General features: G+C 36.7%; 17 protein-coding genes. 14 read left to right on the plus strand and 3 right to left on the minus strand.

Annotation, left to right across the window (positions count from 1 at the left end; all coding sequences use genetic code 11):
• Window positions 1-69 precede the first annotated feature (69 nt).
• The 11 genes from cpaB to BALOs_RS01030 all read left to right on the plus strand — a co-directional run bounded on the left by cpaB (window position 70) and on the right by BALOs_RS01030 (window position 11,925).
• Window positions 70-885: a Flp pilus assembly protein CpaB gene (gene cpaB, locus BALOs_RS00980; RefSeq protein WP_114706178.1), complete on the plus strand. Its 816-nt coding sequence runs from the start codon at window positions 70-72 to the stop codon at window positions 883-885.
• A complete protein-coding gene (locus tag BALOs_RS00985) occupies window positions 885-2,411 on the plus strand; it encodes a pilus assembly protein N-terminal domain-containing protein (RefSeq protein ID WP_114706179.1) in 1,527 nt (508 codons plus the stop codon). The genes cpaB and BALOs_RS00985 overlap by 1 nt, the downstream gene beginning before the upstream one ends.
• The gene (locus BALOs_RS00990; protein WP_120404060.1) at window positions 2,411-4,657 is read left to right on the plus strand and encodes an ATPase, T2SS/T4P/T4SS family; all 2,247 of its coding nucleotides are present in this window, start codon (window positions 2,411-2,413) and stop codon (window positions 4,655-4,657) included. The genes BALOs_RS00985 and BALOs_RS00990 overlap by 1 nt, the downstream gene beginning before the upstream one ends.
• A gap of 16 nt (window positions 4,658-4,673) precedes the next feature.
• Window positions 4,674-5,564, plus strand: coding sequence for a type II secretion system F family protein (locus tag BALOs_RS00995; RefSeq protein WP_114706181.1), 891 nt, complete (start codon window positions 4,674-4,676; stop codon window positions 5,562-5,564).
• Window positions 5,565-5,654: 90 nt separating this feature from the next.
• Entirely contained in the window at window positions 5,655-7,286 is a 1,632-nt protein-coding gene (locus BALOs_RS01000; RefSeq protein WP_114706182.1) for an RHS repeat domain-containing protein, read from the plus strand.
• Window positions 7,287-7,299: 13 nt separating this feature from the next.
• A complete protein-coding gene (locus tag BALOs_RS01005) occupies window positions 7,300-7,494 on the plus strand; it encodes a hypothetical protein (RefSeq protein ID WP_114706183.1) in 195 nt (64 codons plus the stop codon).
• Window positions 7,495-7,670: 176 nt separating this feature from the next.
• Window positions 7,671-8,657: a hypothetical protein gene (locus BALOs_RS01010; RefSeq protein WP_120404061.1), complete on the plus strand. Its 987-nt coding sequence runs from the start codon at window positions 7,671-7,673 to the stop codon at window positions 8,655-8,657.
• 152 nt (window positions 8,658-8,809) lie between these two features.
• Window positions 8,810-8,995, plus strand: coding sequence for a hypothetical protein (locus BALOs_RS01015; RefSeq protein ID WP_114706185.1), 186 nt, complete (start codon window positions 8,810-8,812; stop codon window positions 8,993-8,995).
• An 89-nt stretch (window positions 8,996-9,084) separates the two neighbouring features.
• Window positions 9,085-10,449 (plus strand): aldehyde dehydrogenase family protein, encoded by a 1,365-nt coding sequence (locus tag BALOs_RS01020; RefSeq protein WP_120404062.1) that lies wholly within the window; start codon window positions 9,085-9,087, stop codon window positions 10,447-10,449.
• Between the two features lie 45 nt (window positions 10,450-10,494).
• Complete coding sequence (locus tag BALOs_RS01025; RefSeq protein WP_114706187.1) at window positions 10,495-11,565, plus strand: PQQ-dependent sugar dehydrogenase; 1,071 nt, start codon at window positions 10,495-10,497, stop codon at window positions 11,563-11,565.
• A 147-nt stretch (window positions 11,566-11,712) separates the two neighbouring features.
• Window positions 11,713-11,925 carry a hypothetical protein gene (locus BALOs_RS01030; protein WP_114706188.1) on the plus strand — a complete coding sequence of 71 codons (213 nt, stop codon included), beginning with the start codon at window positions 11,713-11,715 and terminating at the stop codon, window positions 11,923-11,925.
• A gap of 2 nt (window positions 11,926-11,927) precedes the next feature.
• Here BALOs_RS01030 and BALOs_RS01035 read toward each other — a convergent pair whose 3' ends face one another.
• From BALOs_RS01035 to lon, 3 genes are all read right to left on the minus strand, one after another.
• On the minus strand, window positions 11,928-12,254 hold the full coding sequence (locus BALOs_RS01035; protein ID WP_133296892.1) for a hypothetical protein: 327 nt from the start codon (window positions 12,252-12,254) through the stop codon (window positions 11,928-11,930).
• A gap of 30 nt (window positions 12,255-12,284) precedes the next feature.
• A complete protein-coding gene (locus BALOs_RS01040; protein WP_114706190.1) occupies window positions 12,285-12,680 on the minus strand; it encodes a response regulator in 396 nt (131 codons plus the stop codon).
• A gap of 61 nt (window positions 12,681-12,741) precedes the next feature.
• A complete protein-coding gene (gene lon, locus BALOs_RS01045; RefSeq protein ID WP_114706191.1) occupies window positions 12,742-15,165 on the minus strand; it encodes an endopeptidase La in 2,424 nt (807 codons plus the stop codon).
• Window positions 15,166-15,371: 206 nt separating this feature from the next.
• Between lon and glmU the strand changes: the two genes are divergently transcribed.
• The 3 genes from glmU to BALOs_RS01060 all read left to right on the plus strand — a co-directional run bounded on the left by glmU (window position 15,372) and on the right by BALOs_RS01060 (window position 20,927).
• Window positions 15,372-16,760: a bifunctional UDP-N-acetylglucosamine diphosphorylase/glucosamine-1-phosphate N-acetyltransferase GlmU gene (glmU, locus tag BALOs_RS01050; RefSeq protein WP_120404063.1), complete on the plus strand. Its 1,389-nt coding sequence runs from the start codon at window positions 15,372-15,374 to the stop codon at window positions 16,758-16,760.
• An 81-nt stretch (window positions 16,761-16,841) separates the two neighbouring features.
• Window positions 16,842-18,671 carry a glutamine--fructose-6-phosphate transaminase (isomerizing) gene (gene glmS / locus BALOs_RS01055; protein WP_120404064.1) on the plus strand — a complete coding sequence of 610 codons (1,830 nt, stop codon included), beginning with the start codon at window positions 16,842-16,844 and terminating at the stop codon, window positions 18,669-18,671.
• A gap of 18 nt (window positions 18,672-18,689) precedes the next feature.
• A complete protein-coding gene (locus BALOs_RS01060) occupies window positions 18,690-20,927 on the plus strand; it encodes an ATP-dependent helicase (RefSeq protein ID WP_120404065.1) in 2,238 nt (745 codons plus the stop codon).
• Window positions 20,928-20,938: the final 11 nt, after the last annotated feature.

Here is a 20,938-nt window from a genome sequence, read left to right on the forward strand (position 1 = left end):
TGGCCACCAACTCCTTGTTTTTTGATAAAATATTAACTGATTACTTAACTAAGTAAAGCAGGATGTTTTATGAATACAAGAGCTTTTACCCTGGCCCTAGTTATTGCAATGGTCGCAATGTTTATGGTCCATACATATATTGAAGACCAGCAGTCAGCGCTAATTAAAAAGTACGGAACAATGAGTTCTGTTCTCGTTGCAAAAGAAGATATTCGAGAGTTCGATCTACTAGATGAAACGAAGGTTTCGATTGTAACTGTTCCTCAGAAGTTCTTAGCACCCGGAAGTTTTAAAACAGTTAAAGAAATTGAAAATACAATTGCCACTGTTCCTATTTTAAAAGGGGAGCAAATCACAAAACCTCGTGTAACTTATCCAGGAGAGAGTACTGGACTTTCTAGAGAAGTTACTGTTGGTATGAGGGCCATCGCATTCCAAGTTGATGAAAGAAGTTCTGTAGGAAAACTTATTCGTCCAGGTGATCGTGTCGATGTACTTGCACCGATGGATTACACTGGTGGAGCGAGAATGGATCGTCAAAAAATTGTAACGATTCTACAAGATGTAAGAGTTCTATCAACAGGTAAAAGTGTATCTAATAATATTCCACTCATTGGTGTAAAGACGGCCGATGTCGTTCGAAAAATGAAGCTTAATACTTATTCAAATTATACAACAGTAACGCTTGAATTAAGTCCATTCCAAGCACAAAAGCTAACACACCTTTATCTCTTCCAATCAAATAAACCGATCTTAACTTTAAGAAATATTAATGATGGAGAGAAACAACTAATTGAAGGAACAAGGCTATACGATATTTTATCAGATGCAGATCGTAACGAGGCAAGAGCTTACTTTAATGAAAAGTATAAGAAGAAAAATTAATGTATATATTTAAAATCTTAATCATATTCTCAATGACTTTTATGAGTTTTGCGCAGCAAAGCTCTTCAGGTATTGGTGTACAAGAAGAAAAAGTCGAAGTTGTTCTGGGTATTGATAAAGTACTTCCAATAGACTTTCGTATTACTTCAAGAAGTGTTCAAGTTGCAAATCAAAGAATCTTAAAAGTACAACCTGTAAATACAGCAGCAGGAACTAGTGAGCTTGTTTTAAAAGGTGAGGCTCCTGGTATTACTTCCGTGACAGTTCGAGATCGCCTTGGTGCTATCAAAAAGAGATACCTTGTTACGGTAACAGCAACAGAAAAGTCAAAACTTATCTCTGAAATTAAAGAGCAATTAGGGCCAATTGAAGGGCTTGAAATTAACCTTCGTGGTGGAAAAGTCTTTGTTGAAGGAAAGATCATTGTTCCAGGTGATATTGGTCGAATTGTAAAAGTATTAGAAGATTACCCTGATGTGAAAAACTTAGTTGAAGTTTCACCTCAAACCTATTTGATTATTTCTCGAGAAATGCAAGAAGGATTACGTCGTAATAATTTAAAAGATGTAACAGTTAGGTTTTTTAATAACTCTTATCTACTTGAAGGGATTGTAAATTCAGAAGAAGAAAGTGCTCTTGCAGTGAAAATTGCGGCCACTTATTTACCGGATCGTATCGAGAGTTTAGCAAGACGTACTGACTCGGTTCAACAGTTGGGTCGTGATGAAATTATTAAAAACTTTCTTGCAATTAATAGAAAACCACAACCACCTCAGCCTTCAAAGCTTATTAAGATTACAGCTCAATTCGTCGAGTTGTCTAAAGATTATAATCGAGTCTTTGGCTTTAAGTGGAATCCAAGCGTTGGAACCACTGGTGGTCAGATTATTTTTGGCCGTGGTGAAAACGGGGGAACAATTACAACTTCTTCAAGTGGAAACTTCGGTGGAACAATAAATCAATTATTTCCTAAGCTAAGTTCTGCTAAGGCCGCTGGATATGCACGTATTGTTCAATCTGGAATGGTGATTACAAAAGATGGTGAAAAAGCCAAGCTCTCTAAAGGTTCAGAAAGAAATGTTGCGGTAGGTACTGGAGAGTTTCAACAGGCAAAAGTAATTGAAGCTGGCTTTAACTTAGACGTAACACCAAAGATTCTTCAAGAAGAGAAGATCAATCTCGATATTGTCCTAGGTGTTTCTTCTTCACAAGGTGCAGATAAACAAACAAATTCATTAGATACAAAGTTAATTGTTAAATCAAGAGAGTCAGCTGTTGTAGGTGGTATTTCCATTAATAAGACAGCAACAGAATACGATAAAGATCCTCCAGATGGTGTTTCAAGTACTCAGAGTGATGACTCTGACTCATCAGTTCAGACATTTTCATTATTCTCATTTGTCCGTTCAAAAGATGTTTCAAAGTCAAAGGAACAATTTGTTGTTTTTATTACTCCTGAGATTATTGAAAGTGCATCAACTGGAACTGAGGATATAAAAAGAAAGTTTAGAAAGAGGGGGCCATAATGGCCGAAGGTCATATTATAGCAGTTATTGGTGGTAAAGGCGGTGTCGGTAAGTCACAGGTCGCCACGAATTTAGCATTTGCTTTTAGTGGTGAAAAACGCTCAAAAACACTTTTATTGGACTTCGATCAAAAGGCCAGTGGAGATTTAAATCTTCTAACTGGAATAAAGACTAATAAGAACTTAAAAGATCTTTTCAGTTTTAATGGGAATATCGATCCTCGCTCCTTCCAACCATTCGTTAATATGCATCCAAGTGGTGTTCATTATATTGGTTTGCCAAATGATCCCGTTGCAACCGAAGGGATGAGTGTTGATAACGCTGGTAAGGTGTTAAAAGCTGCAAAAAATATGTATCCCACTACGATAATTGATGTGGGAACTGAGATTAATGATTTAACAGCTAAAGCTTTAGAGCACGCTACAATGATCCTTGTGGTTATTACACCGGATCTTTTAGCACTTAATCAAACAAAGCGCATGGTTTCAGAACTGATTACCATGATGTTTCCAAAAGAGATGATTCATTTTGTCTTTAATCAGGCACAAAAAGGTCATCCAGTCTCTGCTGATGTTGCAGGTAAGTCTGTGGGAAGGCCAGTATTAGCTCAAGTTCCAAAAGATGATCAAACTTGTGCAATGGCCTTAAATCAAAAGAAGCCAATCATGCTGGCAGCAAAGAATAGTGCTTTTGCAAAAGGTATTATCGAGTTAACTCGTACTATTAATGGTAAGGGAATTCTCAATCAGCTTGCTAAGCTAAATAAACCATCGGGTGTGGGTGTAAAGAAAGAGCGTTCAGCAACTGGTGCAGAGGCCAATTCATGGAGAGATTTAAAACTTCGAATTCATAAGGCCCTTGTCGAAGAGATGGATCTCTCAAAAGATGATGATAACGATCCTAAAGCTAAAATTATTCTAAAAGAAAAAACAAAGAAGATTGTTATTGAGCTTCTTGGCAAAGAAGATACTAAGGGAATTGTTAATAATCGCGATGAAATGAATAGTATTGTTAAGGAGATTTTGGATGAGGCCCTAGGTCTTGGTCCTTTAGAGGATCTCCTTGCTGACCCACTTATTTCTGAGATTATGGTAGTTGGCCCTAGTAAAATTTATTATGAAGAAGATGGGAAGGTTAAGCTTTCAAAAGTGACCTTTTCCAATGATAGACAAGTTCTAAATGTAATTGAAAGAATCGTAGCACCTATTGGTCGTCGTATTGATGAGAAGACTCCATATGTTGATGCTCGATTACATGATGGTTCAAGGGTTCACGCTATCATCCCACCCTCTGCCATTGATGGGTGTTGTATTACAATTCGTAAATTCCCTGAAGAAAGGCTAACTCATAAGCACCTTGTGCAATACGGGTCGATTACTCAGAACATGGCCGACTTTATGAGAATTGCCGTTGAAGGGCATAAGAATATTATTGTCTCTGGTGGTACCGGTTCTGGTAAGACGACACTTGTAAATGTTTTAGGAAGTTTTATTCAAGCAAACGAGCGTATTATTACTTGTGAGGACTCTGCCGAGCTTAGTTTTCCTCAAGAGCACGTTGTTCGACTTGAAACAAGACCTCCGTCACTTGAAGGTGATGGTGAAATTGATATTCGCTGTCTCGTTAAGCAGTGTCTGAGAATGCGTCCCGAAAGAATTGTCGTTGGTGAGTGTCGTGGTGGTGAAACTCTTGATATGTTACAGGCCATGGGGACAGGTCACGATGGTTCGCTTACAACGGTTCACTCTAATAATCCAAGAGAGTGTATTGGAAGAATTGAAACCCTTGTTCAATATGCAGGAGCAGGACTTACGCCAAAGGCCATTCGCGATATGATTGCTAATGCAGTTCACCTTATTATTCAGGCATCAAGACTTGATGATGGTTCAAGAAAGATTACCCATATTACAGAGATTGGTGGAATCCAAGGTGATGTCGTAACACTACAAGATATTTTCCTATTTCAACAAAAAGATATTGATAAGAATGGGAAGATTATTGGATCCCATCAAGCAACAGGATTTATTCCTAAGTTTATCGAAACACTAGAAAGACAAGGTTATAATATCCCACGAGGTTTATTTTCTAATACTCCTAGTGGAGGAGCGCCAGGACAAAAGCCGGCAGCACCGCCAAAGGCCCCTGAGAATCGTCCACCACAAAAGGGACAAAAGCCAGGACAAAGACCACCACAAGGTAAACCACAACAGCGTCCAGGTGTCCCACCGGTGAAGAAGAAAGCTTAAGGTAGAGGTATAAACAATGAGTTTCTTTATTGAATTATTAGGTCGAAATGGAATGATAGCCTTCATAGGTCTTATCTTCTTTCTATTTTGTTACCGCTATTCAGTTGGGATCTTTGACCTCATCGAGAAGCAGACTTTCGGAACGCGTACATATATTTTAGAAAAGTTTGAATTACTCTTTATTGATGTAAAACCTGAGCATGTCACATATGCTCTTTTGGCCTTATCTTTTGGACTTGGAACACTGACATTACTTATTTTTGGTGTTTTTGGAAAATGGGGAATCGGTGCATTTGTAGGTTTAATCCTCGGTTTTATCGGATTTAAGGCACCAAAGCCAATTGTTGACTATATGGTCAATAAGAGAGTTACAGATTACCAAAATCAAATGGTCGATGGCCTAACTCTTTTATCAAATGGTCTTAGGGCCGGTTTATCTGTTCCACAGGCCTTAGGAATGGTTGTGGATGAGATGCCACCACCTATTTCTCAAGAGTTCGGTGTTATCCTTCAACAGAACCGAGTAGGGGTAACTTTAGAGGAGTGCTTCGAAAACTTGGCAGCTAGAGTACCAACACAAGACAATGATATGTTCGTTTCAAGTGTTAATATTTTACGCGAAACAGGTGGTAATCTTGCCGAAGTTTTTGACACTATCGTCTCTGTTATTCGTGAAAGGATTCGTTTAAAGCAGAAAATTGATACTGCTACGGCCCAGGGAAAGTTCCAAGGACTGACTATTGCGGCCATGCCCTTTGTCATTCTAGCTATTTTCTCATCAAATGACCCAAGTCTATTACCGAAGATGTTTTCGACACCAATAGGGATTGTCTTATTTGTAGTCGCATGTATTTTAGACGGTATTGGGACCTACATTATCCTCCAAATCGTAAAAATCAAGGAATAAAGTTAATATATGTTTAAGTTTTGGTTATTGGATACCGATATATCTAGGGAGAGAATTTAGGATTCTTTAAAACCAAAAAGGAAATACGTCATGAGAATCAGTTTAAAGTTATTAGTACTATGTTTGTTTTCGCTGGCATCGATTGCTGGTGTGAACTTGAAGAACGGAAACTTCTACATCACGTACACGGACATTATTGTGCCTGGTGGTGGGAACGATCTCGTTATTGAAAGAACTTATAATTCAAAATCTCCTGGAAAGGGATGGTTTGGTTATGGTTGGGGTTCTGACTATGAAACACATTTAGTTGTTTCGGCAGATGGGTCAGTAACGATTCATGAAAATGGGTCAGGTGCAAAAACACGCTTCACACCAAGACAGGCCGTTGATCCTAAGGCAGCAGCACAAAAGATTGTGGATGTGATGAGAAAGAAAACATCCCTTTCAACTACAGTTGCAAGTACTCTTGTTAAGAAGCTAACAAATGATGCTGAATTAAGACAAGCGTATGCTAAGAAATTCAATGTTTCTTCAAACCTTGCTGTAGGAACAGAACTTTACTCGAATGTTCGCGGTCTTCAAAAGGTTGTGAAAACTAGAAAGGGTTATATTAGAAAGTATAATGATGGTAAAGAGAACCATTTCAATGAAGATGGTAAGCTTATCGAAGTTAAAGATAAGAATGGTTATGTTGTAAGACTTGATTATTCAAAAGCTGGAACTCTTCAATCAATTAAAGATTCAATGGCAAAGCAAATTTTCTTTAAGTGGTACCCGAATGGACTTGTAAAGTCTGTTGAATCAGGTGCAGGAAAGAAAACTGTTTATACTTATGATTCAGCTTATAACTTAAAAGAAGCAAAAGATGTTTCTGGAAACAACTTTAAATATGATTACGATGCTAATCACAACATGACGAAGATTACATATAAAGATGGTACTTTCCAAAAAATTGATTATGAAAAGAAAACACAATTTGTAAAAGAACTTACAAAAAGAAGTGGTGAGGTTGTTAAGTATTCATATGAAAGTAATCCAAAGAATCCAGATTTCCATTACTGGACTTTAGTTGCAAAGAAGTCACCAACTAAGAAAGAAGTTGTAAACCGTTATGAGTATGAAATTAAGAAAAAACCAGACGGGTCTCATTACACTTACCGTATTCTTACTGTAATTAATGGACTTAAGACTGAAACAATTTATACAGAATGTTGTTCTCTTCCAAAGCAAATTAAAAGAGGAAAGCATGTTACAAACTTTGAATATAACAAAGATGGACTACTTGTTAAAAAGAGCTCTTCAAGAGGTGACTTTGTAGAACTTGATTACCACAAGAAGTTTAAGAAGATTACAAAAGTTGTTAATTCAAGAGGTTGGACTGAATTTGATTATGATAAGAAAGGTAACCTAAAGAAAGCTAACAACTCAAAAGGTATGTCAGTTGTTCTTCTTTATGATTCAAAAGGTCGTATCTCTAAGATGATGGACTACAATAAGAAAACAAAGAAGAAAAGAGCACTTGAATTCCAATACAATGCTCAAGGTAAGCCAGTTGAGATTACTATGAATAAAATTGGTAAGATCAATGTTAAATATGATAACTACGGCGAAATTTTAAAAGTAGAGTCTAAAGCAGGACATAAGATGGCCTTACAAGTAACAAGGGCCTTCCAATCACTTTTAGCAATTGTTAAGCCTGCTGGTGTTAACTTAAATATGTAATTGGAGGGAATATATGAAAAAGTTATTAATGGTTTTATTTCTTATGGGTACCCTTTCTGTACAAGCAGAAATGTCAGAAAGTTCAACTCCTTGTGATGCAAATAATAACGAGGCTAAGTGTGAAAGTGGTGATAACTGCTTAACTCTTGACTCTGAGTCTGGAGAAAGTTCTCAAACAGATACATCTGCGAAAGGTGATGGTCAGTAAAAGAAGTTGTTAAAATCTATTATAATGAATGGGCCCTCTTTACTAGAGGGCCTTTTTTTTGCTAAAGACTTGTTTTGTCGACAAGAAATAGCTGACTAAATTATAAACGTATTTCGATATCGTATATATTATATAGTATTTAAAAATAGCCTTTCTAAGCATGTTAAGTATATATAATGAAAAATAAACTTATCATTATACTTATCTCTCTACTAAGTACGCAATTATATGCTCTTGAAAAAATTGAATGCCGTGATAGTGATAGTTTATATGTTGAAGAGAAAGTATTTATTTCAAATATTGGCAAGTTGAACTGTGAGTTCTACCAAGATGTCATTGGCACTTTAAGAGATATAAATGACTTTAATTCTGTGGATGCAGTGGTCAATATTATTTTAAGTGATCGTTCTTTTAGTGCTTCTTTTGATTTGGGCTCAAACCTTGAGATTCCACAACAATTTATTCGCCAAAATAAAGCTGGAGACTATCATTTCGTCAGTAATGAAGCGACAGTAGGGATTGTTGCTCATGAGTATGGGCATGCAATTTTATCAAGTTTTCTCGCCCAAGAACTACCTTCATTTAATAATCTTTTTCAATTACAAAAGAAAATTTCAAAGCTTAAAATACGTGCTTTTGGAATACGCTTATTAATTAAAGAACCTAAGACAAGTGTTAGTGAGCGAATTTCATTGCAAAATGAACTTCTTACAACAGCAAAGAAAATAAAAGAATTAAAAAGTAAGAGGAATAATGAGAATTATGAGCGATTTTTTAACTTAATGCTACCATACCAGGAGCTCTTGGCCGATGTCATTACTGTATATAATTATAATGATAAAGACTTTCTTGTGAAAATCGTCGATCATCCAAAGTATTCAAAATTAGAAAAAGAAGTGGTAGTTGCGAGATCTTTTAATCAAGTGGATGTAGAGCTCTCAAAAGAAAATGAACAAAGCCCACATGCTAAGCTCTATTTAGTTCGACAATATATTGGCTCAAATCTGTGGCCAACTAATTCACATCAAAAGAGGGAATATATTGATAAGATTCTTAGGGCCATTAGAGCTAGCCTTGAAGAAGAGCTTTATGGGCCATTGCCATCACTCAATTATAAGGCGCAATCCAAGAGATTAATCTCAAAACTAAAATCAATGCGTTAGGTGCCATATAGTCAAATTGATGTCTAATTTATGATCAGTGTACAAAATATATCAAAACTTCCTTGCGTAAGTACTTAAAATTACATATGTGTTTTTGGCATCACCCTTGCTCTATATAAGACATAGAAACACACAACCATAATGGGGGAATTATGAAAAAGTTAACATTAGTATTTTTATTAGTTTTAAGTGCCACAAACGTATTAGCTCTGTCTGAGACTGAAACGAATTGTGATGAAATGTATGCAAGTAGCGATAGCGTTGCAAGCGTTGAGAGTGCAGCTCCAGCAGCTTCAGGCTCGACTTCTTCATCTTCATCTTCTGCAACAGGACAGTAAGAAGCACAACAAAACCAAACTCAAAAATTTACCCACACTCCTTATAAAAAGCCTAGTCACGAACTAGGCTTTTTTAGTATACTTGGCCCATGGACAATAATATAGCAACGATATACACAGCTCAGAAAGGGCGAAAAGAACTTAGTTATAATGATCGCATATCAGTCTTAGAAGCCTTAGAAGAGAGGATAAAGGACTTAGAGCCGAGAATCGTAGATGCATTAAAAGCTGATCTGAGAAAGCCTCGATTTGAGTCTTTTTTGTCTGAGATCGATTTTTGTTTACACGAAATTAAAACTGTAAAGAAGAAGCTAAAAAAGTGGATGAAGCCACGTAGGGTTTGCTCACCGTTACCTTTTATGCCTGCTAAAAGTCGTATTCATTTTGAGCCCTATGGGCAGGTTCTAGTTATCGCTCCGTGGAATTATCCATTTCAATTGGCCATCGTTCCTCTGATTGGAGCAATTGCAGCCGGTAATAAAGTTATTCTAAAGCCTTCTGAGGTTGCCCCCAATACTTCTAGCATCTTAAATGAACTCATATCAAGTGCCCTTGATAGCGAGATCGCTGCTGTTGTCGAAGGCGGTGTTGATGAAACGACTGAGTTATTAAATTTAAAATTTGATTATATTTTCTATACAGGAAATGGCCATGTCGGTCGTATTATCATGGCCGCAGCGGCTAAGAATTTAACACCGCTAACACTAGAACTCGGCGGTAAGTCTCCAGCAATTGTTGGAACTAAGAATCTTGATTTAGCGGCCAAGAGAATTGTTTGGGGTAAGTTCTTCAATGCAGGTCAAACTTGTGTTGCTCCTGACTATGTTCTTTTACGCAAAGAGGATCAAGACGAATTTATTAATTCAGCAAAGAAGTACCTAGTCCAATTCTACGGCGACAATGTTAAGAATAGTCCTGACTATGGACGCATCATCAATGAAAGACATTTTGATCGTTTAAATGCTCTTGTTAAAAAAGATGACGTACTTATTGGTGGAGATGTTGATAAGAGCGATTTATATATTTCACCGACATTCTTAAAAGCAAATGAATCAAGTGAAATTATGCAGGATGAAATTTTTGGACCAATCCTTCCTCTTGTGAATATCGATAATCTTGATGAAGCAATCGCTTACGTAAAAAGACATGATAAGCCTCTTGCATGTTATGCATTTCTTGATAAAACAAGTGAAAAGAATCGTGTCATCAATGAAATTAGCAGTGGTGGTATGGTAATTAATGATACGATCATTCATCTGTCAAATGACCAACTTCCATTTGGAGGTGTTGGTGAGTCAGGAATGGGAGCTTACCATGGGGAGCACTCTTTTGAACTCTTCTCTCATCGCAAGTCTGTTATGAATAGGGCCTTTTTCTTAGAAAATGACTTACGCTATCCACCATATAGTAAGAAAGAATCATTTATTAGAAAGTTGATGAACTTAATCAGTTAAATTTATTTTACTTATTTATTGGAAATCGCATGCTAGAATTTTCTTATGAAAAATCTAGCATTCCTTATTTTTATCACTTTATTAAATCCGTTCTACTCCTTTGCTAAATCCAATGTTAAAGCAAAAGAAGTTTTTAAAACCAATGAAATCATTTGGGGTCTCACATTCATTAATGAAAATGAAATTCTTTTCACCGAAAGAGAAGGTAAGATTAAATATCACAACTTTCTTACTAAAGAGACGAAGTCTTTAACAGCACCTAAGGTAGTTGCTTCAGGGCAAGGTGGTATGCTTGATATCGTCATTAAGAATATCGGTGAAAAAACTTATGCTTATTACACCTATTCTGGAAAGGTCGGTAAAACGGTTGCGACGATTCTTGCTAGAGCGCAGTACAAGGATAAGAGTTTATCTCGCCCAGAAGTACTACTTGAAACTAAGGTATATAGTGATACTTCAAGACATTTTGGTTCACGTTTACAGTTCAAAGATAACTATTTATTTATGACTGTTGGTGATCGAGGTGAAAGGGATTATGCTCAAAAACTTAATTATCACAACGGTAAGATCCTTAGGTTAAATCTCGACGGAAGTCCTGCTAAAGGAAATCCTTTTGAAAAAACAAAGGGCGCATTAAAAGAGATTTGGAGCTATGGGCATCGCAATCCTCAAGGGATCTTTATGGATGCTAATAAGAGAATTTTTAGCTGTGAATTTGGTCCTCGTGGTGGAGATGAGTTAAACCTAATCAAGCCTGGGCTCAATTATGGATGGCCAATCATTACCTACGGTAAAGAATACTGGGGACCTAGTATAGGAGAGGAAAAAAAGGCCGGTATGGAGCAACCAATAGTCTATTGGACACCAAGTATTTCTCCTTCTGGTATGACCATATATAACGGTAAGAAATATAAAGATTGGAAAGGAAATGTCTTACTTGCGGCCCTCGGTAGCGAACACCTCAGAAGGCTTGTTTTAGAGGGTGATAAAGTGGTTAGGCAAGAAGTCTATCTAGAGGACTTAGACGAGAGAATGAGGCAAATAAGGGTCTCTCCAGCGGGAGAAATCTACCTCACCACAGATTCTGGGAAGATATTGAAAGTACTTAAAAACTAGAGACTTATGAGTTGTTTAAAAGATGAACACCTATGAAAATATGTCTATCTTTTTTACGCTTTTACGTCTGTAAGTATCTAATATTACTATCTCTTAAGTTGGCACATGTTATGCATTAATATTAGAGACTAGCAAAGGAGAAGTATTATGAAAAAGCTATTTTTAGTATCAATTTTATCACTATTAACAAGTTATGTTCTGTCTGCACCACGTGAGACACCAACAGAAACTTTTGATGATTCAATTTGTTTAACTAGAGGGTTAGATTTAAAGCAAAAAATGAAAGAAGTAGATGAGTTAATTGCGAAATCTGCTGGTAGTGTTATTGAGAGTGATAACTCTTCAGCAACTAGTCAGTAAGCTTAATTATCTCGTAATACTTTTAAAAGGGCCTCGCGTTCTTCAACAGTGTATTCACCATGTTGATACTCATCAAGAGCGTCGAGGTCCTCAGCTCTCTTTATTTGTTCCTTTGTCACACCTGAAGATTCTCTTTTTACATAATCAACTTTCTTAGCAGTGTTATTAAATAACTTAACTGTCATTTCTTTGCCTTCTGATAGGCTTGTATTTAAATAAAAAGAAATCGTAGAATAAACCTTTTCTGTATAAGGGCGCAGCGGCTTATTGATTGATTCAAAGACTGTTTTCTTCTGACTTACAGGAAAGGCCAATATTAAAAAACTCACTGTAAAATAAATTGCAAAACGAATCATCTTCTAGCTCGCTTGTTCTTGGATCATATCGTGCATCATTTTTTCAACAGACTTCAGTAAATCTTCCTTTTTAAAAGGTTTTACTAAGAAGTCTTGTGCACCAGTTGATATTGAGTCGATACATACAGTTTCAATATCAAGAGAGGACATCATAATTACCTTAGCATCCATAAAGTTATTAACGATTGACTCTGCCAATTCAAGTCCACTTACTTGCGGCATAACGACATCAATTATGAAGAGGTTTGGATTTAATTCAAAAGACAGTTTAAGGGCCTCTTGAGCATTTCCTACAGTGGCAACGACCTCATAACCTTCTTGCTCAAGAATATCTTTTGTTGATGTTCTTGCCATCTCTGAGTCATCCACAATCATTATTTTTAGATCTGTTTTTTCCATACATCTCTCATTTTAAGTGATACTTACTTAAAAAAAAAGAGGGCCAGTAAGGCCCTCTTTTCTATGCAGCCTCTGAGGCCATTGTTTTTTCTTGATGTTTTTTCTCTGTTTTTTGATGAACCTCTTTTTTGTACTCATGCCATCCAACAAGAGCTATATCGAGTACTTCATCAATAGTTTTAACAGGTACAAAGTTGATTTTCTCTCTTAGGTTCTCTGGAATATCTACTAAGTCCTTTTTATTACCCCATGGAATAACTACTGTAGAAATCCCCATTCTAAGAGCAGCTAGGGCCTTTTCTTTTAGGCCACCAATTGGAAGAACTTTTCCTGTAAGAGTAATCTCACCAGTCATTGCTACATCACGACTTACTGGAACACCTGTGCAATTAGATACAAGTGCTGTTGCTAGTGTGATACCGGCACTTGGTCCATCTTTTGGAGTTGCACCAGCTGGTAAGTGAACATGAAATTCATGGTTTTCAAAAATATCCTCATCAATTCCCATATAAAGTGCACGAGAACGGATGTAGTTAATTGCCGTTTTTGCTGACTCTTTCATTACGTCACCAAGTTGACCTGTAAGAGTAAGACCTTGTCCTTTCATCTTAGTTGTCTCAATGTAGAGAACTTCACCACCATGAGATGTCCAAGCTAGTCCTGTTGATACACCAACTTCATCATCTTCTTTATGATCTTCTTTTACAAAGATAGGTGGACCTAGGTATTTAACAACAGTATCTTTTACGATATGTGTTTTTGCCATTTCGCCTTTTGCAATTCTCATTGCAACTTTTCGACAAAGAGTTCCGATTCTTCTTTCAAGATTACGTAGACCTGCTTCTGAAGTATAGTGCTCAATTACACTTTCTACACCTTCATCAGTAAAGACAACGTGCTCATCGTTAATACCGTTCTCATCCATTTGCTTAGGGATGATGTACCTCTTAGAAATTTCAACTTTTTCTTCTCTTGTATAACCTGAAAGGTTAATAACTTCCATACGATCTCTAAGTGGACCAGGAATATTTTCAAGCATATTTGAAGTAGCAATAAACATACAATTTGAAAGATCAAATGGTACATTTAAGTAATGATCTCTAAACTCAACATTTTGTTCAGGATCAAGTACTTCAAGAAGTGCTGCTGAAGGATCACCTTTGTAGTCACCTGATAATTTATCAATTTCATCAAGTAGAACGACAGGGTTATTAGTTTTTGCTTGCTTCATCGCTTGAATAAAACGACCTGGCATTGCTCCAACGTAAGTTCTTCTATGACCTCTGATTTCAGCTTCATCTTTTACACCACCAAGAGAAATTCTAACAAACTCTCTTCCTGTTGCACGAGCAATTGACTTCCCAAGTGATGTTTTACCAACACCAGGAGGACCTTGGAAACATAGGATTGGCCCTTTCATATCATCACCTTTAAGTTGTCTAACTGCTAGGTGCTCAAGAATTCTTTCTTTAATCTTAGTAAGCTCAAAGTGGTCTTCGTCTAGAATATCCAGAGCTGCATTAAGATCAATGTGCTCTTGCGACTTTTTATTCCATGGAAGATCACACATCCACTCAATATAATTTCTCATGATGCTAGCTTCTGATGAATCTGGGTGCATCTTTTCGAGTCTAGTGAATTGCTTCATTGTTTCTTTTAAGACATCTTCTGGCATACCCGCTTCATCAATTCTTCTTTTAAACTCTGCGAATTCATCTTGTTCTTGTGATTGCCCATCACCAAGTTCTGACTTTATTGCCTTGATCTGTTCTTTAAGGAAAACATCTCTTTGGTTTGTTGATTCAGATGAAGTATTGTTCTTCATTTTTTGTTGCATCATTAGAATCTCTAATTCACGATTTAGAATATCGTTGATTGCATGTAGGCGATCAACTGGATCTAGTGTTTCGAGAATTGTTTGAGCTTCTGAAACATGGAGGTTTAGATTTGATGCAATAAGGTCTGCAAGTCTAGAAGGATCTGTAATATCTTCTAGTACCATTAGAATATCTGGAGAAAGAACTTTTCCAAGTTGGATAACTTTCTCAAGCTGCTCTTTAATTGTTCTCATAAGAGCAGTTGTTGCAATATTTGCATTATCAGCGATAACATCTTCAACTTTCTCAACTTTTGTAACATAGAAAGGAGACTGTTGTTCAAAAGAAGTAATTCTCGCTTTAGATAGACCTTGTACTAAAATTTTAATACGTCCATCAGGCAGCTTTCTCATTCTCATGATCATGGCAACTGTTCCTAGCTCATAAATTTCTTCAGGGGCTGGATGTTCTGCAACGATGTCTTTTTGGCTTGATAATAATATTAATCTATCTGAATGATTAATAGCATGGTCAATAGCTTTGATTGATGCTTCTCTACCAACAAATAGAGGTAAAATCATAAATGGATAAATAACTAAGTCTCGGATTGGTAAGAGGGCCAATTCTTCCTTAAACTCAATGTTCTCACCCTCGTAATTTGTAACCATAAATCTTTCCTCCAACAGGTCGGCGCAATATAGGCAATATGTTCTTAAATAACATCGGGCAATAAAAAAAACTCTTTAATAAAAAGAGCGAAAATGCGTGATTTTTTTGAGTTTTTTAACTGATTTTTTTGCTATGATTTAGTTAATGTGTTGTAATTCCATAAAGAGTAAGTGGACCGTTATAGTCGGTTATTAGGAGATTAAATATGTCAGATAATTCATCAAAAAAAGTTGCAATTGTTGTTCTTGCTGCAGGTAAGGGAACGAGACTTAAGATGGACATCCCAAAACCACTAGCGCCACTTCACGAAAACACATTAGTCGATTATGTAATCGATACATTTAAAGACTTTGGTGACATCACATTAGTAACGGGCCATCAACGTGAACTTGTTGAAGAACATGTTAATAAGAAATTTGAAAATATTAACTATGTATATCAGAAGGAACAATTAGGTACTGGCCATGCTGTACAGACTTACTTGAAGGACTTTGAAAACTCTCGAGGTTATGATTATACAATTGTAACTTGTGCAGATACTCCTTTAATCACAAAAGAAACAGTTAGTTCATTAATTGAAGAAATTGAAAAAGGCTCAAATGCAGTATGTGCAACATTTACGGCAGATAACCCAACTGGCTATGGCCGAATCATTCGCAAGGGAACAGGTTTTCAAATTGTCGAAGAAAAAGATGCAAATGATGATCAAAGACAAATTGATGAAGTTAACTCTGGTCTTTATATCTTTAAAACACTTTATTTAATGGATCATATTTTTAATTTATCTGATGATAATAAATCAGGTGAATTCTATTTAACTGATACATTTTCTCCGGAAGCAAATGTTACACCTTTATTATTTGAAGAGCCCCGTGAGTTTCTAGGAGTAAATAACCTCATTCAACTTTCTCAAGCGGATATTTATTTAAGACGCTCAATTGCTCGCTACTTAATGCTAGAAGCAGGAGTGCGCTTTACAGATCCTTCTCATACATATTGTTATTCAAAAAATATTGGTCAAGGAACACATCTATTTCAAAATGCTTTTATCGATGACAAAACAGTAATCGGTAAGAATGTTATTATCGAACAAGGCGTGACAATAAAGAATTCAATTATTGAAGACGGTGCCATTATTAAGGCCAATTCATATATTACTGACTCAAAGGTCTCAAAAGGTGCTTCAATAGGACCAATGGCACAACTTAGACCTGGAAGTAATATTGGTGAAGGGGCAAAGCTTGGAAACTTTGTTGAAGTAAAGAAGTCAAATATTGGTAAGAAGTCCGCTGTGTCTCATCTAAGTTATGTCGGAGATGCTGAAATTGGTGATGGTGTAAATATTGGCTGCGGATTCATTACTTGTAATTATGATGGGGCCAATAAGAATAAGACAATAATCGGTGATGGTTCATTCATCGGCTCTGATACACAAATGATTGCTCCTATTGAAATTGGGAAAGAGTGCTATGTTGCGTCAGGCTCAACGATCAATAAAAGTATGCCTGATGGATCTTTTGCTATTGCTAGAGGGCGTCAAGAGACGAAAGAAGGCATGGCAAAGCGTTTCATTAAGAAAAAAACAGATAAATAAGTCATCCAAAAATTTTAATTTCGCCTGCAAAATGGTATCTTTTCCTAATTAGTATTGTTTTAAACATATAAGGAAGTGACTATGTGCGGAATTGTTGGGCATTTAGGGCCATCAAATTCAGTTGACGTTGTTCTAGAAGGACTTAGAAGACTAGAATATCGCGGGTATGACTCGGCTGGAGTTAGTTTTATTAACCAAAATAATGAACTACTCGTTTATAAGAAAGAAGGAAAAATTCAAAATCTTGAAGCAGAGCTTGAAGGTAAGGATATCCATGCCAGATCTTGCATTGGTCATACACGTTGGGCCACTCATGGTGGAGTAACCGATTACAATGCTCACCCTCACGTTTCAACGAAAGATGGTATTGCTATGGTTCACAATGGAATCATTGAAAATGCATCTGAAATTCGTGAAGAACTTAAAGGTCAAGGAATCTATTTTGAATCTGAAACTGACTCTGAAACATTTTTAGGACTTCTTATTTATCATAAACGTCAGGGAACTCCGATTCGCGAGGCGATTGTAAAATCATTTGAAAGAATTGAAGGCTTCTCTGCATTTGTTGTTTTAAACCGCGAAACAGATGAGATCTTTGCAATTAAAAAAGGTGCACCACTGGTATGTGGGAGTAATGAAGTAAACTCAGAAGTTTTTGTTTCAAGTGACCCTTATGCTCTTGCTGGTATGGCAACACGTATCTATTTTCCAGAAGACGGTGTTCTTTGTCATTTAAGTGTTAAAAATAATCAACTACTAAACTTCTATGAGCTTAGTGGTGAAAAATGTCATCGCTATATGTCTAAAGAGCAAACGATTGATCATGATCCAGCTTCTAAAGGTGACTTTGAGCATTATATGCTTAAGGAAATCTATGAACAGCCTGAACTAATCCGCTCACTTACTCAATATTATTTTCAAGGTGAAGGGAAAGAAAGTTTAGAAGAAGCAACAAAGCTTCCTATGAAAGCAGTTAATATCTCTGCCTGTGGTACGGCCTTTTATGCAGGCCTAGTAATTAAAGACTATATTGAATCAAAAAACCGCGTTCGCTGCTTTGCTGATATTGCTAGTGAGTTTCGTTACCGAAATCCAATACTAGATAAAGAAGAGTTAGCGATGTTTATCTCTCAATCAGGGGAGACGGCAGATACTCTTGCTGCCCAATCAATGTGTAAGGAGAAGGGCCTTAAGTCACTTTCTATTGTTAATACAGAAGGTTCAACTCTATATCGTGATTGTGATGTAAATCTTATGATTCGCGCAGGTGTTGAAATTGGTGTTGCTTCAACAAAAGCATTCACTCAACAAGTCCTTACAGGAAAAACTCTTTCTGAAGTTCTAGCGCATGGTGGAATTGATGATGAACTAAGAAATACTTTAGCTTCTCGATACAGCTTATTAGCTGAGAGAGTTGAGCAATTACTTGATAACACAAAACCAATTAAAGACGTTGCGGATGCAATCTATAAGCATAAGGGATTTTTCTATACTGGTCGTGGAGCATATTTTCCAATCGCTATGGAAGGGGCACTTAAGCTTAAAGAGATTGCTTATGTTCACGCTGAAGGCTATGCCTCTGGTGAGTTAAAACATGGGCCAATCGCTCTTATTGATGAAGAGAAAGTAAATGTTGCTCTCGTGGGTGAAGAATTATTTGAAAAAACGGTTTCAAATATTCAAGAGATTAAAGCACGTAAGGGGCTTATCGTTTCAATTGGTCCTAAGAATCGTTACGAGCTTAAAGAAGTATCAGACCATTATATTGAATTAGATTTTGAAGGACTAGGAGACCTAGCTCCTTTATATGTAAATGTTGTAAACCAACTGTTAGCTTATTACATTGCTAAAAATTTAGGTACAGATATTGATAAGCCAAGAAACCTGGCGAAGTCAGTTACAGTTGAGTAAGACGAAATAGGAATTTGAATGAAGTTAGATCACCTCAATATTCAACAACGACAAGCTGTTAAAGAGATTGATGGCCCAATGATGATCCTTGCTGGTGCAGGGTCTGGAAAGACGAGAACTCTAGTAACGAAGATAGCGTATCTTTTAGAAGAGAAGAATATTTCTCCCTTTCAATTATTGGCCTTAACTTTCTCAAATAAAGCAGCAAAGGAAATGCGTGACCGTGTCGGCCGCGATGTTAGTTGTGATGTTGGGGCACTTCAAGTAACAACATTTCACTCTTTTTGTGCAAGACTTCTAAGAGCAGAGGCCAATTACTTAGGGCTAAGTCGTAATTTTACAATTTACGATACGGCCGAACAAAAGAGTGTGGTTAAAGCAATTTTAAATCGCCGTGGTATCTCTCAAAAGGAAACATCTCCATTTGAAGTAATGTACTTCATTGAGGACTTGAAAAATCACGGTCATTATCCAGATAGAGATATTTCAGATAAAGATTATGAAGTTGAAGATGATGACATCTTCTATGACATGTATCTTGATTATGAGAAAGAGCTTCATAAGGCCAATGCGACTGACTTTGGAGGTTTAATTGGTGGAGTTATTCAACTTTTTGAAAAATTTCCTGAAGTTCTTGAGCGCTATCAGGATCGTTTTCGTTATATCTTAGTGGACGAGTATCAGGATACAAACCGTGCGCAATTTGATCTTGTGACAAAGCTTGCAAAGAAAAGGCGAAATATTTGTGTCGTTGGAGATGAGGATCAATCGATCTACTCTTGGCGTGGAGCAGATATTAGAAATATTTTAGATTTTGAAGAAGTCTATAGCGATGCTCAAATTCTAAAGCTTGAACAAAACTATCGTTCTTCAAAGAATATTATTGAAGCAGCTGGAGCAGTTATTTCCCGAAATACCCAGCGTAAGGGAAAGAGTATGTGGACAGATAATCCGGAAGGAGACTCTATCGACATAATTGAATGTTCTAGTGATCGTGAAGAAGCAGACTTTGTTTCAGAAGAAATCATTAATCTTCATAATGAGCATGGAGCTAGTTATGATGAAATGTCTGTTTTTTATCGTACTAATTCTCAGTCTCGCCAGATTGAAGATGCTTTAAGAAAATCTAATATTCCTTACCGAGTTGTTGGTGGAATCAAATTCTATGAAAGAAAAGAGATTAAGGATCTTATTGCTTATATTAGGCTACTTGTTAATGATAAGGACTCGCTTGCTTTAAGTCGTATTATAAACGTACCAACACGTGGTATTGGTGCAACAACCTTAAGGAAAATAGAAGAAGAAGCAATCAAGACAGATAGCTCTCTTTGGGAAGTTGTTAATAGAATTGTTGATAACCCTGAAGATTTTAAACATATTCGTCTATCATCTCGTGTTAAGTCCTCAATGTCACAATTTGTTCACCTAATTACTGAAGCTAAGATAGCTCATGATCAAGGTGAACCACTTGAAACAGTATATGAAAAACTTCTCTACGAGTCGGGATATTGGGAGATGCTAAGAGCATCAAAGGATTATGAGTCTCAGGCGAGAATGGAGAACCTTGAAGAACTAGGTAGTGCTTTTACTCAATTTGAAGACCAGAACCCAGAAAGTCGCTTTGGTACTTTTCTTGAAACGATTACTCTAGATAACTCTGTTGTTGGAAAAGAAGAGGAGAATCAGGGGGAAGTTTCTTTAATGACTATTCACGGGGCCAAAGGTCTTGAGTTTGAATACGTATTTGTTACAGGAGTCGAAGAGACTGTATTTCCTAGTTATCAATCAATGGAAAATGGAGAGGCTGCAATTGAAGAAGAGCGTAGACTTTTCTATGTTGCCATGACTCGTGCCATGAAACATTTGTATATTACATTTGCTCAAGGGCGAATGCTTTTTGGTCAGCTAAGGTTTAATGGTTTTAGTCGCTTTATCCAAGAGATCCCGAACAAATACTATACTTGGAGAAAAATTGGTGGTGGAACCCAGGCCAATGAAAAAGATGATTGGGATGATCTATGTGATCCAGTTTATGATGATGAGCCGGTTTATCGTGTGGATTCATCGGCATCAAAAAAAATGCGAGAAAAGAAGGCCACTTATCCAAAAGGATCAAAAATTGTTCACTCTCTCTATGGTGAAGGTACTGTTTTAGATTGTATTGGGCCAAGTGGGGATGAAAAAGTAACAATTAAGTTTAATGATGGTGCACAGAAGAAGTTTATGGCAAAGTTCGCACCGTTGACTTTAATCTAAATACCATTGGA

This window comes from Halobacteriovorax sp. BALOs_7 (assembly GCF_003612895.1).
In the GTDB taxonomy this organism is placed as follows: domain Bacteria; phylum Bdellovibrionota; class Bacteriovoracia; order Bacteriovoracales; family Bacteriovoracaceae; genus Halobacteriovorax_A; species Halobacteriovorax_A vibrionivorans.

Excerpts from the sequence above, each read along its gene's own strand:
- BALOs_RS01005 (WP_114706183.1), top strand. The coding sequence starts at position 7,300 with ATGAAAAAGTTATTAATGGTTTTATTTCTTATGGGTACCCTTTCTGTA.
- BALOs_RS01015 (WP_114706185.1), top strand. The coding sequence starts at position 8,810 with ATGAAAAAGTTAACATTAGTATTTTTATTAGTTTTAAGTGCCACAAAC.
- BALOs_RS01020 (WP_120404062.1), top strand. The coding sequence starts at position 9,085 with ATGGACAATAATATAGCAACGATATACACAGCTCAGAAAGGGCGAAAA.
- BALOs_RS00995 (WP_114706181.1), top strand. The coding sequence starts at position 4,674 with ATGAGTTTCTTTATTGAATTATTAGGTCGAAATGGAATGATAGCCTTC.
- BALOs_RS00990 (WP_120404060.1), top strand. The coding sequence starts at position 2,411 with ATGGCCGAAGGTCATATTATAGCAGTTATTGGTGGTAAAGGCGGTGTC.
- BALOs_RS01030 (WP_114706188.1), top strand. The coding sequence starts at position 11,713 with ATGAAAAAGCTATTTTTAGTATCAATTTTATCACTATTAACAAGTTAT.
- BALOs_RS01060 (WP_120404065.1), top strand. The coding sequence starts at position 18,690 with ATGAAGTTAGATCACCTCAATATTCAACAACGACAAGCTGTTAAAGAG.
- glmS (WP_120404064.1), top strand. The coding sequence starts at position 16,842 with ATGTGCGGAATTGTTGGGCATTTAGGGCCATCAAATTCAGTTGACGTT.
- BALOs_RS01010 (WP_120404061.1), top strand. The coding sequence starts at position 7,671 with ATGAAAAATAAACTTATCATTATACTTATCTCTCTACTAAGTACGCAA.
- BALOs_RS01040 (WP_114706190.1), bottom strand. The coding sequence starts at position 12,680 with ATGGAAAAAACAGATCTAAAAATAATGATTGTGGATGACTCAGAGATG.
- BALOs_RS01025 (WP_114706187.1), top strand. The coding sequence starts at position 10,495 with ATGAAAAATCTAGCATTCCTTATTTTTATCACTTTATTAAATCCGTTC.
- cpaB (WP_114706178.1), top strand. The coding sequence starts at position 70 with ATGAATACAAGAGCTTTTACCCTGGCCCTAGTTATTGCAATGGTCGCA.
- BALOs_RS01000 (WP_114706182.1), top strand. The coding sequence starts at position 5,655 with ATGAGAATCAGTTTAAAGTTATTAGTACTATGTTTGTTTTCGCTGGCA.
- glmU (WP_120404063.1), top strand. The coding sequence starts at position 15,372 with ATGTCAGATAATTCATCAAAAAAAGTTGCAATTGTTGTTCTTGCTGCA.
- BALOs_RS00985 (WP_114706179.1), top strand. The coding sequence starts at position 885 with ATGTATATATTTAAAATCTTAATCATATTCTCAATGACTTTTATGAGT.
- lon (WP_114706191.1), bottom strand. The coding sequence starts at position 15,165 with ATGGTTACAAATTACGAGGGTGAGAACATTGAGTTTAAGGAAGAATTG.